The 18121-nt window shown below is 73.1% G+C and carries 13 protein-coding genes; all 13 read right to left on the minus strand.

Going from position 1 to position 18121, the window contains the following annotated elements; translation table 11 throughout:
* Positions 1-92: 92 nt before the first annotated feature.
* Positions 93-590: a MarR family winged helix-turn-helix transcriptional regulator gene (locus ACSTA4_RS20390; protein ID WP_444960648.1), complete on the minus strand. Its 498-nt coding sequence runs from the start codon at positions 588-590 to the stop codon at positions 93-95.
* 246 nt (positions 591-836) lie between these two features.
* The gene (locus ACSTA4_RS20395) at positions 837-2063 is read right to left on the minus strand and encodes an aminotransferase family protein (RefSeq protein WP_248771304.1); all 1227 of its coding nucleotides are present in this window, start codon (positions 2061-2063) and stop codon (positions 837-839) included.
* 511 nt (positions 2064-2574) lie between these two features.
* Entirely contained in the window at positions 2575-5061 is a 2487-nt protein-coding gene (gene pheT / locus ACSTA4_RS20400; RefSeq protein WP_444960649.1) for a phenylalanine--tRNA ligase subunit beta, read from the minus strand.
* Positions 5061-6179, minus strand: coding sequence for a phenylalanine--tRNA ligase subunit alpha (pheS, locus tag ACSTA4_RS20405; RefSeq protein ID WP_026114805.1), 1119 nt, complete (start codon positions 6177-6179; stop codon positions 5061-5063). Before pheS ends, pheT begins: the two co-directional genes overlap by 1 nt.
* A gap of 186 nt (positions 6180-6365) precedes the next feature.
* A complete protein-coding gene (locus tag ACSTA4_RS20410; protein WP_444960650.1) occupies positions 6366-7589 on the minus strand; it encodes a sensor histidine kinase in 1224 nt (407 codons plus the stop codon).
* A gap of 536 nt (positions 7590-8125) precedes the next feature.
* A complete protein-coding gene (locus ACSTA4_RS20415; RefSeq protein ID WP_444960651.1) occupies positions 8126-8977 on the minus strand; it encodes a TrmH family RNA methyltransferase in 852 nt (283 codons plus the stop codon).
* A gap of 10 nt (positions 8978-8987) precedes the next feature.
* On the minus strand, positions 8988-9359 hold the full coding sequence (gene rplT / locus ACSTA4_RS20420; protein ID WP_444960652.1) for a 50S ribosomal protein L20: 372 nt from the start codon (positions 9357-9359) through the stop codon (positions 8988-8990).
* A gap of 162 nt (positions 9360-9521) precedes the next feature.
* Positions 9522-9716 carry a 50S ribosomal protein L35 gene (rpmI, locus tag ACSTA4_RS20425; protein ID WP_013154086.1) on the minus strand — a complete coding sequence of 65 codons (195 nt, stop codon included), beginning with the start codon at positions 9714-9716 and terminating at the stop codon, positions 9522-9524.
* Between the two features lie 180 nt (positions 9717-9896).
* A complete protein-coding gene (infC, locus tag ACSTA4_RS20430) occupies positions 9897-10481 on the minus strand; it encodes a translation initiation factor IF-3 (protein WP_081461740.1) in 585 nt (194 codons plus the stop codon).
* A 398-nt stretch (positions 10482-10879) separates the two neighbouring features.
* The gene (locus tag ACSTA4_RS20435) at positions 10880-11716 is read right to left on the minus strand and encodes a shikimate dehydrogenase (RefSeq protein WP_248771308.1); all 837 of its coding nucleotides are present in this window, start codon (positions 11714-11716) and stop codon (positions 10880-10882) included.
* A 12-nt stretch (positions 11717-11728) separates the two neighbouring features.
* Entirely contained in the window at positions 11729-14245 is a 2517-nt protein-coding gene (gene mltG / locus ACSTA4_RS20440) for an endolytic transglycosylase MltG (RefSeq protein ID WP_444960653.1), read from the minus strand.
* Complete coding sequence (gene ruvX, locus ACSTA4_RS20445; protein ID WP_047869664.1) at positions 14245-14730, minus strand: Holliday junction resolvase RuvX; 486 nt, start codon at positions 14728-14730, stop codon at positions 14245-14247. Before ruvX ends, mltG begins: the two co-directional genes overlap by 1 nt.
* A 591-nt stretch (positions 14731-15321) precedes the next feature.
* Positions 15322-17988 carry an alanine--tRNA ligase gene (alaS, locus tag ACSTA4_RS20450; protein ID WP_444960654.1) on the minus strand — a complete coding sequence of 889 codons (2667 nt, stop codon included), beginning with the start codon at positions 17986-17988 and terminating at the stop codon, positions 15322-15324.
* Positions 17989-18121 lie beyond the last annotated feature (133 nt).

The following is an 18121-nucleotide window of genomic DNA, read 5'->3' on the forward strand; positions in this document are numbered from 1 at the left end:
CGGCCGGTGGGATGTCCTCCCCGCCTTCGGGTCCGGTGGCGCACCGGCGGAGCGCGGATTCGGCTACCGAGAGTTCCGACCCGAACGCGCCGTCAGCAGCAGGAGCTGTCACGGAGCGTACGCGCGATGGCGGCGAGCTGGCGCACCCCGTCCTCGCCGAGCGGGCCCAGGACGTGTTCGCGCAGCCGCTCGACGTGTCTGGTGCGCGCCTGGCCGATGAAGTCCAGGCCCCTGTCGGTGAGGACGGCGTAGACGACCCGGCGGTCCGAGGCACAGTTCTCCCGTTCCAGGTAGCCCTCTCGCTCCAGGCGGTCCGCGAGCTTGGTGAACCCGCCCGTGCTCAGGCTGACCTCACGGGCCAGGCGGCTCATGGGCAGCCGGTGGCCGGGCGTGCGCTGGAGTCGTATGAGCACCTCGAACCACGGCCCGGCCATGTCCTTGCCGTCCGGGGTGATGCCGCCCAGGAGCTTGGGCTGGACGACGTTCATGGCCTCGTGGACCAGCCCCCACGCGGTGATGAGGTCGTCGTCGCTCGTCACGCCGCCCGCCCCGCTCGCTCCGCCCGTGGCCTCGATCGGCTCTGTGGTCATGTCCGCTCCCTGTCCCTCCCCGGGCGGACGCCGACGCGCATCCCACCCACAAGAAATATCTTCCCAGTAAATTTTACTCGACGCGGGACGTTTCGCCCAGTGGATTTGTCCCGAACACGTCACACCCGGCGCGCGGAGTCACGCACCGGGTCGGGAAGGCGGCTGTGGGAGGCGGTCGGAGGAGGGCGGTCGCGGAAGGAGGTTTCCTCCACGGGGCCCCGCCGGGGACACGGCGGGGCCCCGTGGTCAGTGCCGGGCCGCGACCGCGTCCAGCGCGGCCGCCAGGGTGGACACCATGTGGTCGATCTGCTCCCAGGTGATGATGAGCGGCGGAGAGACGAGCAGCGCCGTGGGAATCGGCCGTACGATCACACCGCGTGCCCGCGCCTCGGCGAACACCTCCTGGGTGGTGATCCCCCGGCCGCTCAGGGCCTCCTCGGTGAGCTCCACCGCGCCCATGACGCCCAGGCCCGAGCGGACCTCGGCCACCATCGGGTGGTCGGCCAGACCGCGCAGGGCGCCGTCCAGCTGACGCTCGATCTCCAGCGACACCGTGAACAGGTCCTCGCGCTCCAGGATGTCCAGGTTGGCCATCGCCGCCGCGCACGCAGTCGGGTGCCCGGCGTAGGTGGTCCCGTGCAGGAACGGGTTGCCCTCGCCGTTGTAGAAGGGGTCGGCCACGCGTCCGCTGACCACGACGCCGCCCAGCGGCAGGTACCCGCTGGAGACGCCCTTGGCGAAGACGATCATGTCCGGGTCGACACCGAAGCGCTCGATGCCGAACCAGTTCCCCATCCGGGCGAAACCGCAGATGACGCTGTCCACGACGAACAGCACGCCGTACTTGTGGCAGATCCGCGACACCTCGGCGAAGTAGTTCTCCTCCGGCAGGAAGACCCCGCCCGCGCCGACCACCGGCTCGGCGAAGAAGGCGGCGACCCGCTCGGGGCCGACCCTGAGGATCTCCGCCTCCAGGGCCTCGGCCGAGTCGTGGGGCACCACGGAGGTGTCCTCGACCAGCCTGCCGTAGCCGCTGCGGAACCGGTCCATGCCCGAGATGCTCGTGCCGAACCCGTGCAGGCCGTGGTAGCCGCCGGTCCGGCTGATCAGGTGGGTGCGCGCGGGCTGGCCGGTCACCGCCCAGTACCGCCGCGCCAGCTTGGCGGCCGTGTCGATGGACTCCCCTCCCCCGCAGGTCAGGATCACCCGCGGGTCGGCCACCGGGGCGTGCGAGGCCAGGCGCTCGCACAGTTCCACCGCGGGCCCGTTGGCGAAGTCCCCGTAGACCGTGTAGGCGTCCAGGGTGCTGATCTGGCGGTGGACCGCGTCCGCGATCTCGGTACGGCCGTGGCCGACGTTGCAGTACCAGAGGCTGGCCGTACCGTCCAGGTAGCGGTCGCCGGAGCTGTCCCAGAGCCATACGCCCTCGGCGCGGGCCACCATGAACTCCGGACCCCTGACCACCGTGTTCATATCGCAGAAGGTGTGCCAGAGGCGACTGGGCTCCCGCTGTTGCGTGGGAGCGAGTGCGGACGAGACAACCGTTTCGGTCATATGGCGACCTCCGAGCCGTGTCATGCGCGAGAGCGCAGTGGAAAACTCAGGTTGATCCAGCCTGCACACGGGCGCCCGTTGGTGGCAGGTGCTTGCAGGCTAAGCGTGCGACCCGCCTCACAGCAAGAGCCAAAACGAAGATCCATGCCCCGAAACACAAACTTCATGCCGGTTACCCTCGGGGGTCGGCACCAAAACCCTTGCTGGGCTGGAAGAACTCGCCGAAAAACAATCTGGAATCCGGGCCCGCCGCCGGAGCTTTCACCGACACGTCTGGCGTGGCGTGACGGTGTGCGACCTCCGCGCCACACGCGGCGCGCGGTCCCGCGTACACACGGGGGCGGGGCCGGCCACCCCCGTACTCGGCAAGTGACCGGCCCCGCCCTGGCCCAAACACGCGCGTCTCGGCCGCGCGGAACGGTTCTCCGCGTCAGCCGCGCAGGACGGCCCCCGTTCGCTCGGTCGCCAGGGCGACGGCCGCGTCGCGCGCCGCTCCGGCCTCCTCCGCCGTCAGCGTCCGGTCGGCGGCCCGGAAGCGCAGGGCGAAGGCCACCGACTTGCTGCCCTCACCGACCTGGTCGCCGGTGTAGACGTCGAACAGGCGCACGCTCTCCAACAGTTCACCGGCGCCCTCGGCCAGCGCGTCGCTGACCCGCCCGACCGGAACCGAGGAGTCCACGACCAGGGCCACGTCCTGCGTGGCCACCGGGTACGTGGAGATCTCCGGCGCGGTGACCGGGGTGCGGGCCCGCTCGATCCGGTCGAGTTCGACCTCCACCGCGGCCGTGCGCTCGGGCAGCCCGAACGCCTGGACGGTGCGCGGGTGCAGCTCTCCGGCGTGGCCCACGAGCAGGCGCTCGCCGTCCACGCGCACGTACAGCGCGGCGCAGCGGCCCGGGTGCCACGGGGCGTGCTGGTCGGCCTCGACCTCCAGCTCGACCCCGGCGACGCGGGCGACGTCGCGCGCGGTCTGGATCGCGTCGGCCCAGCCGGCCTCCCGGCCCGGGCCCCACCATCCGGCGCGTTCGGCGTGGCCGGAGATCACCGCGCCCACCCGGCGCGGCTGGTCCGGCAGGGCTGCCTCGATCCGGGCCAGCTCCTCGGCGTCGGGCCCGCGGTCCACGGCGAGCATGGGCGCGCGGGGGGCGCCGGGCCTGGGCCGGTAGACCAGACCCGTCTCGTACAGGGCCACGTCAGTGAACCCGCGGCCCGCGTTGCGGGCCAGCGCCTTGAACAGGCCCGGCAGCAGCGTGGTGCGCAGCAGCGGCTCGCCCTCGTTGAGCGGGTTGGCCAGGCGCAGGGCTGCGCGGCGGTCGTCGTCGGCCGCCAGCTGGAGGCCGTCGAGGTCGCGCTCGCCGACGAAGGGGTAGTTCAGCACCTCGTGGAAGCCGGTCCCGGCCAGGGTGCGGCCGACCGCGCGGCGCAGGCGCTGGCTCGCGGTCAGGCCCCGGCCCGAGGCGCGCGGGCGGATCGAGGGGATGTTCTCGTAGCCCTCGAAGCGGATGACCTCCTCGGCGAGGTCGTTGGGGTCGGTGATGTCGGGTCGCCAGCTGGGCGGAACGACCTTCAGGAGGTCCCCGTCGGCCTCCACCTCGCAGCCGACGGCGCGCAGCCAGCGCCGCGTGGTGCCCTCGGGGTAGTCCACCCCGGCGACGGCGCCCGCGTGGGAGGCCCGCACCGTGACCGGCTCGCGCGCGGCGGTGCGGTCCAGGTGGGTGTAGGCGGTCTCGACGGTGGCCCCGCCCAGCTCCGCGAGCAGCTCGACCGCGCGGGTGGCGGCGGCCAGCTGTACGGCCGAGTCCACGCCCCGCTCGAAGCGGCGGGAGGACTCCGAGGACAGCTGGTGGCGCCGCGAGGCGCGGGCGATGTGCATGGCGTCGAAGTGCGCGGCCTCGACCAGCACCTCGGTGCTGGTCAGGGAGATCTCCGTGGTCAGGCCGCCCATGACCCCGGCGATGTTGACCGGGCCGCTGTCGTCGGCGATGACGATGTCGTCGGTGTCCAGGGAGCGCTGGACGTGGTCCAGGGTCTCCAGCTTCTCCCCCGCCTCGGCGGCGCGCACCCGCAGGGCGCCCCGCAGCTGGGCGCGGTCCCAGGCGTGCAGCGGCTGGCCGAGTTCGAGCATCACGTAGTTGGTGACGTCGACGGCCAGGGAGATGGGACGCACGCCGCACTGGTGCAGGCGGCGCTTCATCCACAGCGGGCTGGGCGCGTCGGGGTCGAACCCGGTGGCGCCGCGCAGGACGTAGCGGTCGCACAGGGCGGGGTCGATCTCGGCGGGGTGGCCCTCGCCGCCGGACCCGGCGACGGCGACGTCGGCCGGGTCGTGGAAGTCGACGCCGTACAGCGCGGCGGCGTCGCGGGCCACGCCGCGCAGGGACAGCGCGTAGCCGCGGTCGGGCGTGACGGCGATGTCCAGGACGTCCTCGCGCAGACCGAGCGGCCCGATGGCGTCCTCGCCCACCGCGCCGAAGCCCTCGGGCAGCACGATGATGCCGCTGTGGTCCTCCCACAGGCCCAGCTCGCTGGCCGAGCAGATCATGCCGGCCGACATCCGGCCGTAGGTCTTGCGGGCGCCGATCCGGAAGCCGCCGGGCAGTTCGGCGCCGGGCAGGCAGACCACGACCAGGTCGCCCTCGGAGAAGTTGCGGGCGCCGCAGACGATCTCCTGCGGCTCGCCGGTGCCGTTGGCCCCGCCCACGTCCACCCGGCAATAGCGGATGGGCTTCTTGAACCCGGTCAGCTCCTCGATCTCCAGCACGCGGCCGTACACGATGGGGCCGGTGACGTCGGAGCCGAGCTCGTCGACGGTCTCGACCTCCAGGCCCGCCAGCGTGAGGCGGCCGGCGAGTTCGCGGGCGGTGGTGCCGACCGGGAGGTCGACGTACTCCCGCAGCCAGCTCAGGGGGACGCGCATCAGTTCTCACTCCCGAACGCCGAGGTGAAGCGGATGTCGCCCTCGACCATGTCGTGCATGTCGCGCACCCCGTGCGCGAACATCAGTGTCCGTTCGATTCCCAGGCCGAAGGCCCAGCCCGTGTAGACCTCGGGGTCCACGCCCGCGGCGGTGAGCACGCGGGGGTTGACCACGCCGCAGCCGCCGATCTCGATCCAGCCCTCGCTGGAGCAGGTGCGGCAGGACGCGTCCGGGTTGCCCACGGAGGCGCCCCGGCACACGAAGCACTCCATGTCGACCTCGGCGGAGGGCTCGGTGAAGGGGAAGTAGGAGGCGCGGAAGCGCGTGCGCAGTCCCTCGCCGAACACGCCCTCGACGTAGGCGTCGATGGCCCCGCGCAGGTGGGCCAGGGTGACGCCCCGGTCCACGACCAGGCCCTCCAGCTGGTGGAAGACGGGGCTGTGGGTGGCGTCGAGCTCGTCGGTGCGGAAGGTCTTGCCGGGCGCGACCACGTACACCGGCAGCTCCCGCGAGAGCAGGGCGCGGATCTGCACCGGCGAGGTGTGGGTGCGCATGACCAGGCCGGACTCGCCCCCGTCCGGGCCCTGCACGAAGAAGGTGTCCTGCATGGTGCGGGCGGGGTGGTCGGGCTTGAAGTTGAGGGCGTCGAAGTTGAACCACTCGGCCTCGACCTCGGGGCCCTCGGCGATCTCGAAGCCCATGCCGACGAAGATGTCGGCCACGCGCTCGGCGACGGTGGTCAGCGGGTGGCGGGAGCCGCGCGGCGCCCGGTCCCAGGGCAGGGTGACGTCGACGCGCTCCTCGATGAGCACGCGCTCGTCGCGCTCGGCCTCCAGGACGGCCTGGCGGGCCTTGAGGGCCTGGCCGACGTCGCGGCGGGCGCCGCCCACGCGCTTGCCCGCGTCGGCCTTGGCCGCGGGGGGAAGGGCGCCGATCTCCCGGTTGGCCAAGGCCAGCGGGGAGCGGTCCGAGGCGTGCGCGAGCCGGACCTCCTTGAGTTCGGCGAGGTCGGCGGCGGCCTCGACGGCGGCCAGCGCCTCCTCGCGCATGCGGGCGACCTCGTCGGGGTGCAGGGAGGTCACCTCGACGGGGTCGAAGGAATTGTTCGGTGCAGACATGGTTGGTTGCCTCGCCGCCGACGTCCCCGGCTTGGAGGACGGGCGGCAGTCACGGTCCGCGGCGGGGCGGACGAAGCCGACAGGAAGAGCACAGGCGGATTTCGGGCGTGCCCGGCAGAGGACGTGTGTCGCGGAGCCCGGGGCACGCCGTTGCGCCCACCGGGGAGGCTGGAGGGTCTGAGTGCCTCAGACGAACTCGGGTGCCCCGGCGGGCATGGTAAATCGGAACTCCGCGCCGCCGCTGGGGGCGCGTCCGACGGTGATCGTGCCGCCGTGGGCCTCGACGAGGCCCTTGACGATGAACAGTCCGAGGCCGGTCCCGCCCCGGCGCTTGCTGCGCCAGAACTGGCGGAAGACGCGCGGAATGGTCTCGGGCGCTATGCCCTGGCCCTCGTCGCGCACCGACACCGCTGTTCCTCCCTCGCAGGGCTCGATCACCACACTGACAGTACCAGCGCCGTGCCGCACCCCGTTTTCCACGAGGTTGGACAGGATCTGCTCGATCTTGTCGGCGTCGAGCCACATGCGCGGCAGCTCCCCGCGGGTCTCGACCCGGAAGCGCTCCTCCGGTTCCCCGGAGGCGACGCGGCCGGCCACGACCCGGCGCACGGCGTCGGGCAGGTCCACCACCTGGCGGCGCACCTCCAACCGGCCCGACTCTATGCGGGAGACGTCGAGCAGGTCGTGGATGAGGCGGGTGACGCGGTCGGCGTCGGCGTTGACCGTCTCCAGCATGAACAGCTTCTGCTTGTCGGTGAGCCGTTCCCACTTGGCGAGCAGGGTGGAGGTGAAGCCCTTGACGCTGGTCAGGGGCGAGCGCAGCTCGTGGGCGACCTCGGAGACCAGGTCGGCGCGGGAGCGCTCGGCGTGCGCGGAGGCGTCCCGGAGGGTGACGACCAGGCGGACGAGCTCTCCCCCGGGGCGGGCGCGCACGTAGCGCGCGGCGACGAGCACCTCGCGGTCGTCGGGCAGCAGGAGGGCGCGCTCGGCCTGGCGGACGCGGTCGCGCGCGCCGCCGTAGGGGTCGCTGGCCTGCCACCAGTCGTTGCCGTCGATGCCCACGAAGGGCAGGACGGCGCGGTAGTCGCGGTCCAGGGCGGACTCGGCGGGGATGCCCAGGACATGGGCGGCCTGGGTGTTGAAGAGTACGACGCGTCCGCGGGAGTCGGCCACCACGACGCCGTCGGGCAGGTCGTCGGCGTGCAGCGGGGTGCCGCCCGGTCCGGCGGGCGAGCCGCCGTCGACCTCCCACAGGGCCGCGGGGACGCGGTCGCCCGTACGGGGTCCGGGAGCGTTCTCGGCGGGGACGTCCGCGACCGGTCCGGCTCCGTGCCCGGGGTCGTCCGGAGAGTGAGCGGTCCCGCTGCCCGAGTCCTCCGCCGGGTGGTCCACCTGCCGGCCGCTGCCCACGCCTCTCCCCGCTCCCCTTGAAGGTCCACGACCACAGGCTCCTGGGCCGAGGACCGCTGACCGGTCGTGTCCGCAACACCCGTGGACACCACCGCAGGTTGTCTACCCTGCACTTCCACCTGGTACGCCTCGCGGCCCGGGAACGGGCGCCCGACGACAGACGAGCGTACAAGCCCCCTTCGGACGACCCGCCTCCCGGGAACGGGGATCACGGGCCCCGGCGCGCGGCGCGTGCTCACACCATGTCGTCAAGCCTGCCGGGTGGGACAGGAAGGACACGGCGTCGCACCCGCGACACGGGTAGGCCGGTCGGGCCCTACGCGCGACGCGCATGGACCCTCCGCGATCCCCAGGCCCCGACCCTATAGGCACGCGGTGCCGGTGCACGTGCACTTCGGACGAACGCGGTACCCGGAATCCGCACGGGCGCCGACGGCGGGACCCGCCCGCGGGGGCGGCGCGAACGCAGCCGCTCCGTCACGCAAGGTAACCGCCGGTGTCGTGAGCTGGGCCGATCCGAACCCGTCCGCTCCGGCTCAGGAACGCCGCTGCTGCCGCGCGGTGGTGTAGAGGCAGACCGCGGCGGCCGTGGCCAGATTCAGGCTTTCGGCCCCGCCGTAGATCGGGACGCTGACCGCGCCGTCGGTAAGGGCGACGGTCTCCTCGGGCAGTCCCCAGGCCTCGTTGCCGAACACCCAGCCGACCGGGCCGTCCAGGTCGCCGCTGTCGGCGACGGCGTGCAGGTCGCGCCGGCCGCTGCCGTCCGCGGCCCACACCCGCGCGCCCACGCCGCGCAGGAAGTCGACGGCGCGCGCCACGGGGACGCCCACGACCACGGGCAGGTGGAACAGGCTTCCGGCGGAGGCCCGCACGCACTTGCCGTTGTAGGGGTCAACGGAGGCGTCGGTGAAGATGACGACGTCGGCGCCGGCCGCGTCGGCGGTGCGCAGCACCGTGCCGGCGTTGCCCGGGTCGCGGACGTGGGAGAGCACGGCCGCGAGGCGGACGTCGCCGACCCGCTCCAGCGGGACGTCGACGAACTCGCAGACGGCGATGACCCCCTGCGGGGTGACCGTCTGGGCCAGCTCCGACATCACGTCCAGGCTGACCCTGTGGGTGGGCACGTCCACCGCGCGGGCGGCGTCCACCAGGTCGATGTGGCGCTGCATGGCCTCCGCGGTGGCGTAGACCTCGACCACGCCGGGGGCGGCCCCTCCGTGGGGGGACCGCCCCCGGGCACCGTCGACCGCGGCGGCCAGGGCCTCGCGCACAGCCTGCGGGCCCTCGGCGAGGAAGCGCCGCTCGCGTTGGCGGAAGGTGCGCTTGGCGAGCCGCCGAACCCCCTTGATCCTGGGTGAGCGGATGCTCGTGAACTCGTGGCTCGCCATCACCGCTCGCCTAGGCCGCGGCCTCGGTGGGGAGGGCCTTCTTGGCCGTCTCCACCAGGCTGGCGAAGGCGGCCTCGTCGTTGACCGCCAGCTCGGCGAGCATACGGCGGTCGACCTCGATGCCGGCCAGCTTCAGACCCTGCATGAAGCGGTTGTAGGTCAGACCCTGGGCGCGGGCGGCGGCGTTGATGCGCTGGATCCACAGGCGACGGAACTGCCCCTTGCGGTCCTTGCGGTCCCGGTAGGAGTAGGTCATCGAGTGGAGCATCTGCTCCTTGGCCTTGCGGTACAGGCGCGAGCGCTGCCCGCGGTAGCCGCTGGCCCGGTCGAGGACGACCTTGCGCTTCTTCTTGGCGTTGAGAGCCCGCTTCACGCGTGCCACTGGAACTCCCTAGTTGTCTCTTCCGGCGCGCGCGGCGCGCCGACCGGCCCGGCTGCGTCGAACCCGGCGGCCGTGTTGCTTCGGTGGTTCCCTCCCCGGGGCCGTCACCGCACCGGCCGTGGCCGGAGGGCGGGCGCTTCCGCGGAGGTGAGGGGCCCGGGACTACTTGCCGAGCAGCTTGCGCATGTTCTTGGCGTCCGCGGGGGAGAGCACGGCCTCGTTGCCCAGCTTGCGCTTGCGCTTGGAGGTCTTGTGCTCAAGGATGTGGTTCTTGTTGGCACGGCGGCGCATGATCTTGCCGGAGCCGGTGACCTTGAAGCGGTCCTTGGCCCCACTGTGGGTCTTGTTCTTCGGCATGTCGCCGTCGTCTCCTACTCCGTCGGAGTGCCACCCGCCCTGACGGGACGGATGACACGGTTCTTCCGCTGCTGTGGCGGGGACACCGCGCGTCGGGGCGCCGCATCCGGGCCGTGCGCGCGCAGCCCTTCTCACCACCCGGTCCCAACCGGCGACCGGGCGGTGGAGGACTTCGCGTCGCTAGGCGTCCGTGCTCTGCTCGCGGCGGGTCTTGTCCCCCGCCGCCGCGCGGGCCTCGGCCTTGTGCTCGGACCGCCGCTTGTGCGGGCCGATCACCATGACCATGTTGCGACCGTCCTGCTTGGGCTGCGACTCCACGGTGCCGAGGTCCTGGACGTCCTCGGCCAGGCGCGCCAGCAGTCGGCGGCCCAGCTCGGGCCGGGACTGCTCACGGCCGCGGAACATGATCGTCACCTTGACCTTGTCACCGCTCTTGAGGAACCGCACAACGTGACCCTTCTTGGTCTCGTAGTCGTGCGGGTCGATCTTCGGGCGGAGCTTGATCTCCTTGATGATCGTGTTCGACTGGTTCTTGCGCGACTCACGGGCCTTGACCGCGGACTCGTACTTGAACTTGCCGTAGTCCATCAGCTTGGCGACCGGCGGGCGCGCGGTCGGTGCGACCTCGACGAGGTCGAGGTCGGACTCCTGGGCCAGACGCAGGGCGTCCTGCACGGAGACGATGCCGACCTGCTCGCCGTTGGGTCCGACGAGACGGACCTCGGGCACCCGGATGCGGTCATTGATGCGGGGCTCTGCGCTGATGAGACCCCTCCCTAGCTATGTCGATTACCTGGGACCGGTCGCCCGCCTGGTGGTGGACGGCCGTGTGGACCGGGCCGCCCTCGTCCGTCGGGCCGCCGGTCGCGTCGGGGTCCGCATACAGCGAAAACCCCGCCAGCGTGTGCAAGCGGGGTGATCCGACCGGATATTCCCAGCGAGGTCGCGCGCTGACCGGGCACCCCGGACACGGGTGCTCGGTCGACATAACGCGGCGCGATCGATCGCCGGGCCGGAACCTGCGCGGGCGGTACCCGGCAGGTGGGAGGATCATCTCCGCTTGCGGCTCCGGTGTGGGACACACCGGACCAAGTCGATACCTCATCGTACCAGTGCCCGACGCCGGTTCGTCCCACCCGGGCGGGTGCCCTCCCCGACAGGGCTCAGGCGGAGACGGAGCGGCGGGCCAGCTCGGCCTCACCGGCCGCGCGCATGGCCTCCACGGGCACGTCGCCCGCACCGGTCATCAGGCGGACCTGCTCGACGGCCTGGTGCAGGAGCATGGGGAAGCCGCCGACCACACGGCCGCCGCGCGCGGCGACGGCCGCCGCGGCGCGGGTGGGCCAGGGCGAGTAGACGACGTCGAACAGGTCGGCGCGCGAGGCGGCGAGCAGGTCGGCGTGGAGGTCGGCCGCGCCCGAGGGCAGGGAGGACACCACCAGGTCCACGTCCAGGTGCTCGTGCACCTCGGCGAGCGGGGCCACCTCCAGCGGGTGGCCCGTGCGGCGGGCCGCGGCGGCCACCTGCCCGGCCCTGGCCGGATCGCGGGCCAGCACGGTGACCGGCGCGGTCAGGCCGAGCAGGCGCAGCGCGACGAGGGCGGAGGCCGCCGTGGCCCCGGCGCCCAGGACGACCGCGCTGCGGGGGGCGTCGGCCCCGGCCTCGGCCAGGGCCGCGGTGATCCCGGCGACGTCGGTGTTGTGGGCGTGCCACTCCCGCCCGCGGCGGACCAGGGTGTTGGCGCCGCCCGCCTGGAGGGCCAGGTCGGAGACCGTGTCGGCCAGTTCCAGGGCGCGGCGCTTGAGCGGCATGGTCAGGGACAGCCCGGCCCACTCCCCGCCGAGCCCGGCGAGGAAGGGCGCGAGCTCCTCCTCACCGCACTCGTGCAGACCGTAGGACCACTCGTCCAGGCCCATCGCCGCGTAGGCGGCGGTGTGCAGCACCGGTGAGAGCGAGTGGGCCACCGGCGAGCCCAGGACGGCGGCGCGCACCGGTCCCATGTCAGCGTCTCCCTACCATTCGGCCTGGTTCTCGGCCACCATCTGGTTGTGCTCCTCCAGGGTGGTGGAGAAGCCGGTGTGACCGTTCTCGGGGTCGACGAGCGCGAAGTAGAGGTAGTCCTCGTCGGCCGGTGCCAGGGCCGCCTCGATGGCGTCCACCCCGGGGGCCACGAACGGTCCGGCGGGCAGCCCGGTCATGCCGTAGGTGCTGTAGCCGCGCGGGTCGGCCTCGCAGGAGGCGCGCTGCTCGTCGTTGAGGAAGGTGCCCTCCTCGCCCAGGACGTAGAAGCACGTGCTGTCCATCTGGAGCTGCATGCCCTCCTCCAGGCGGTTGTGCACGACCGCGGAGATGAGGGGCATGTCCTCCTTGGTGCCGGTCTCGGCCTGGACGATGGCCGCGATCGCCATGATCTCGTTGGCGTCGTAGCCCAGCGCCTCGGCCTTGTCCTCCAGGCCGATATCCTCGGCGACCTGGTTGTGCTGGGTGACCATCGTCTTGAGCACCGAGAGCGCGTCGGAGCCCGGGTCGAACCGGTAGGTGGACGGGAACAGGTAGCCCTCGGGCCCCTCGGTGGCGTAGTCGGGCAGGCCGAGTTCGTCCGTCTGGGCGTAGGCAGCGTCCAGTTCCTCCACGCTCAGGTCGGTGGCCTCGGAGATCCTCTCGAAGATGCCGTCGGTGCGCAGACCCTCGGGGATGGTGACGCGCCCGCCGACACGGCTGGCCGGGTCGAGCAGGGCGGCCACGGCGGCCTCGCCGCTCATGCCCTGGGCCAGGGAGTAGGTGCCGGGGGCCAGCCCGGAGCCGAGCTCCTCCTCGGGGACGGCGTCCAGCGCGTTGAGGAACGCCCGGGAGCTGGCCACGATCCCGGCGTCGGCGAGGTTCTCGCCCACGACCGAGCCCGCGTCGCCCTGCTCGATGACGAACACGGTCTCGCCGCTGCCCTGGCCGTCGAAGTCGGCGGGCAGGACGTAGGTGCGGATGACGGCGTAGCCGCCGCCCGCCACGACCAGGAGCAGGACCAGGGCGAGCACGATCGTCAGGGCCCGGCTCCTGCGGCGGCGCTTCTTGCCGCCCTTGCCCGCGTTGGCGCGGGCCCTCTTGAGCTCCTTGGCCTTCTTGCGGCTGCTGCGGCCGCCCCCGTAGGCCTCGGCGATGTCGGCGAGGTTGGGCTCCTCGTACTCGTCCTCCTCCTCGGGCTCCTCCTCCGGCTCCTCGCGGCGGCCGCGCCTGCGGCGGCCTCCGCGCCGACCGCCGTCGTCGGCCGCGGACGCGCGGCGGGAGCGGCGGGGACGGGGTGCGGGCTCCTCCTCGGGGGCCTCCTCGGCGAAGGACTCGGCGGGCTCCTCCTCGGGCGCCTCGTCCTCCTGCGGGGCCTCCTCCTCCACGGGGGCGCCGCGCCTGCGGCGCCCGCCGCGGCGGCGGCCTCCCCGGTCCTCCTCCGCCTGCCTGCGGCGGGAGCGGCGCGAACGCGGCTCGGGGTCCTCCTGCGGCTCCTCATCGAAGTCCTGGGCCTCGAACGCGCCGGAGTCGGGCTCCGGGGACGCGGCGAAGGCGTCGGTGCCGGGGAAGGCGCCGCTGTCGGCGGGGGCGTCGGAACGCTCGTCCCACGCGTCGCGGTCGGCGCGCGCGCGGCGGCTGCGACGGCCGCGGGGCTCCTCGTCGACCGCGGCGAACGCGCCGGTGTCGGCGGAGCCGCTGACGCCGGGGAAGGTCCCGGAGTCGAAGACGCCGCTGTCCTCGGGGGCGTCGTCCAGGAAGCCGCCCGTGGGCTCGTCGTCGCGTCGGCCGCGCCTGCGGCGCGCGCGACGGCCGCGGGGCTCCTCCTCGGGGGGCGGAGCCGCGGCGGGGGCCTCGTCGGCCGGGGCGCCACGCCTGCGGCGCCCGCCGCCGCGGCGGGGCTCCTCGGGCTGGGGTTCGGGCTCGGGTTCGGGACGGGCGCGGCGGCCGCGACGGGGCGGCTCCTCCTCGGAGGGCGCGGCCGGGCCCTGCGCGGGCCGGGCGGGTGCGGCGGCCTCGCCCAGGTTGGCCAGGGCGGCCAGGGCGTCCTGGGTCGGGTCGCCCGCCGGACCGGTCCCACGGGAGCGCCCGGGGCCCTGGGAGCGGGGCGGCGCGGGTTCCTGGGGCCGGGGTGCCTCCTCGGCCTGACGGCGGGGGGCGCTGGAGCGAGCGGCGCGTCCGCCGCGCAGGGCGTCGGCCGCGCCGCCGCGCCGGGCGGGGCCCGAGGGGCCCGAGGGACCGGAGGGGCCGGCAGGGCCTTCCGCGGGCGGCTCGGCGCGGTGGCGGCGCCCGGAGGGCTGTCCTTCGGGGCTCAGCGGGTCGTACCCACCGCCGCGGGACGCGTTCCGGGACGGGCGGAACTCACCCGTGCCGGAGTCCTCGTTCCAGTCCGCCGGTTCGGGGCGCGCCCTGCGGCCGCGCGAGGACGGCTGCGCGGGCGGGGGGCCGCTGAGCGGGTCGTGGTCGTAACCGCGCTCGCGGTCGGCTCGCCCACGATAGGGAGTGTCGGGGTAGTCATCCCTGTCGTTCATCATTCTCCCTGGCTGGAGCGGACGATCTCGCCCGGGGGATGGCCTGTTGACCGTTCCTGGTCCAAGGCGCTCTGGAGGAGCACGGTGGCGGCGGCCTGGTCGATGACCGACCTGCGGGCCCGCCCGCCCCTGGCTCCCTTGGCGGCGAAGGAGGCGCCGGAGAGCAGCTGGCTCTGGGCGGTCACCGTGGTGAGGCGTTCGTCGACCAGACGGACGGGGACGGGGTGCAGGAGAGCGGCGAGCGTGCGCGCGAACTCCCTCGCGGAGCGGGCCGCCGGGCCCTCCTCCCCCGACAGCGAGGCGGGGTAGCCCACCACGACCTCCCGTGCCTGCCTTTCCAGGACCAGCAGGGCGATGCGCTGCGTGTCGCCCTTTCCCCTCCGGACGGTCTCGACCGGGCTGGCGAGCATGCCGCTGGGGTCGCTCGCGGCGACTCCGATGCGTGCGTTGCCGGGGTCGACGGCCAGGCGCACACCGTGTCTCACGAGGACCTCTTCCCGGAACCGGAAGCGGTGCTCGGGCGGGCCGTGCCGTTGCGGACACGGCACCGCGGCTGGGAAATCCTCAACACGGTGGTCCTGTTCGTCAGCTGGATCGCGGGAATCTCCGCACAGACAGCCGTGTGATCGGCTGTGACGCGCCACAGTATGCCCGATTCGATGACAGCACGCAGCCTCAACGGTGTTGGGCGCCGTGCGGGGCCGCGGGCCGCGTCGGCCGCCTCGTACGGGGCGGTTCCGGCGGGGTCCGGGTCGGACGCGCTCCGTCAGAGTGTAAAACACCCGGGAGCCGCCGCTGCGCGGGCGAACGCCGCCGCGGTGCCCGGAAACCGGGCCCGGGGCGGTTCCCCCGCAGGTGGCGGCGGGTTCGGGCCCTGTGGGGACCAGCGTGCCCGAGCGCCGTGGAACCCTCCACATGGTCACGCTTGGTTATGTTACATATTCATTTCGTGTCCATGGGGGGTTCGACCGGCGCGCCCGGGGAAACGGCCGGGCCCGGTGGTCCTCGTCACACCCGCGCACACGCGTCGGGCGTGCGCGGCACAGGTGCCGCGCACGCCCGTCGAAACCGTCGGTCTACCCCCTGGCGACGCGCTCCTCGACGGCGCGCAGGGCCTCGTCCACCTTGCCGGCGTCGCTTCCGCCGCCCTGGGCGATATCGGGCTTGCCGCCGCCACCGCCGCCGAGCGCGCGGGCCGCGATGCCCACCAGCTCGCCCGCCTTGATCCCGGCCTTCTGCGCGGCCTTGTTGGTCGCGATCACCACGACCGGGCGGTCCTTGGGCACGGCCGTCATCGCCACGACCGCGGGCTCGTCCTCGCCGAGGCGGTCGCGCACGTCCAGCACCAGCTTGCGCAGGTCGTCGCCGCCGGCGCCCTCCGGCGCCGGGGCGGCCACGACCAGCGCGGCGCCGTGGCGGCGGGCGCCCTCGGCGATCGAACCGGCCGCCTGGAGCACCTGGGCGGCGCGCAGCTTCTCGATCTCCCGCTCGGCGGCGCGCAGCCGGGAGACCATGGAGTCGATGCGCTCGGGCAGTTCCTCGCGCGGGGTCTTGAGCTGCTCGGACAGCTGCCCGACCAGGGTCGACTCCTTGGACAGGCGCCGGAAGGCGTCCACGCCCACCGCCGCCTCCACGCGGCGCACGCCCGAGCCGATGGAGGACTCTCCGAGCAGCTTGACGATGCCCAGCCTCGCGGTGGAGGGCACGTGGGTTCCGCCGCACAGCTCGACGGAGTAGTCGCTCATCTCCACGACGCGTACGCGGTCGCCGTACTTCTCGCCGAACATGGCCATGGCGCCCATCTTCAGCGCCTCGTCCAGGCTCTTCTCCTCGGTCTGGACCGGGATGTCGCCCGCCAGGACGGTGTTGACCTCCTCCTCGACCTCGGCCAGGCGCTCGCCTCCCAGCCCGCTGTCGGCGGTGAAGTCGAAACGCAGCTGGCCGGGGCGGTTCTCCGAACCGGCCTGGCCGGCGGACGGGCCCAGCGCGTTGCGCAGCGCCGAGTGGATGAGGTGGGTCGCCGAGTGCGAGCGCTCGATGGCGTGGCGGCGGCCGGTGTCGATGCCCGCGTGCACGGTGTCGTCCAGGACCACCTCCCCGGAGCGGACGGTGCCGCGGTGCACGAACAGGCCGGGCAGCGGCTTCTGCACGTCCTCCACGTCCACCACGCCGCGGCCGTCCACGGTCAGCGTGCCGGTGTCGGCGAGCTGGCCGCCGCTCTCGGCGTAGAACGGGGTGCTGTCCAGGACGATCTCGACCTTGTCCCCCGCGCGGGCCGCGGGCGCCGAGACGCCGTCCACGACGATGCCCCTGACGCGCGACTCGCTCTCGGACTCGGTGTAGCCGAGGAAGTCGGTCTCCCCCGCGCCCTCCAGCATCCGCGCGTACAGGGAGATGTCGGCGTTGCCGAGCTTCTTGGACCTGGCGTCGGCCTTGGCGGTGTCCTTCTGGCGCTGCATGAGCTCACGGAAGGAGGACTCGTCCACGGACAGGCCCTGCTCGGCCGCCATCTCCAGGGTGAGGTCGATGGGGAAGCCGTAGGTGTCGTGGAGCTGGAAGGCGTCCGACCCGGAGAAGACGCTGCCGCCCCCGGCGCGCGTGCGCTCGGCGGCGCGGCCGAACAGCGCGGTGCCCGCGCGCAGGGTCTCGGCGAAGTTGCGCTCCTCGTTGTCGATCACACCGTGGATGACGTCGGCCCGGTCCAGCAGGTCGGGGTAGATGTCCTTCATCGCGTCGATGCTGACCTCGGTCAGCTCGTGCAGGAAGGCGGTGTCGGTGCCCGAGAGCAGGCGCAGGTTGCGGATGGAGCGGCGCAGGATGCGGCGCAGGACGTACCCGGCCTTCTCGTTGCCGGGCCGCACGCCGTCGCCGACGAGCATGACGGCGCTGCGCACGTGGTCGGCGACCACGCGGAGCATGACGTCCTGCTCCTGGCCGTCGCCGTAGCGGGTGCCGGTGAGCTCGGCGGCGCGGTGCAGGACGCGGCCGATGATGTCGGTCTCGTAGATGTTGTCGACGCCCTGCAGGACCGCCGCGAGGCGCTCCAGGCCCAGGCCGGTGTCGATGTTCTTCTTGGGCAGCTCCCCGAGGATGGGGTACTCCTTGCCGCTGCCCTCACCCCGCTCGTACTGCATGAAGACGAGGTTCCAGATCTCGATGTAGCGGTCCTCGTCGGCCTCGGGGCCGCCGTCGACGCCGTACTCGGGACCGCGGTCGTAGAAGATCTCGGAGCAGGGGCCGCAGGGACCGGGCACGCCCATGTCCCAGTAGTTCTCCTCCTTGCCCATGCGCTGGATGCGCTCGGGCCGCACGCCCACCTTGTCGCGCCAGATCGCCTCGGCCTCGTCGTCGTCGAGGTAGACGGTGACCCACAGCTTCTCGGGGTCGATGCCGAAGCCGCCCTCCTCCACGGGCGTGGTGACCAGCTCCCAGGCCAGCGGGATCGCCCGCTCCTTGAAGTAGTCGCCGAAGGAGAAGTTGCCCAGCATCTGGAAGAACGTGGCGTGCCGGGAGGTCTTGCCGACCTCCTCGATGTCCTTGGTGCGGATGCACTTCTGCACGCTGGTGGCGGTGTCGTGGGGGGGCGTGCGCTGACCCAGGAAGTAGGGCTTGAACGGAACCATGCCTGCGGGCACCAGCAGCAGCGTGGGGTCCTCGGCGATGAGGCTTGCCGAGGGCACGACGGTGTGTCCGTTCTTCTCGAAGAAACTGAGGAAGCGGCGCGCGATCTCTGCCGTCTCCATTGATGCCCTCCTGCTGCTCGGCTCCGCCGCCCTGGGCGACGTGGCTGTCCCTGCCGGGACCGTGGTCACGCGTGTCGGTAGGCGCCCATCGTAGAGGGAACCGCGCTACCGGCGCGCGTGGTTTGCGGGTGGC

The sequence above is a fragment of the Nocardiopsis sp. M1B1 genome (assembly GCF_052466615.1).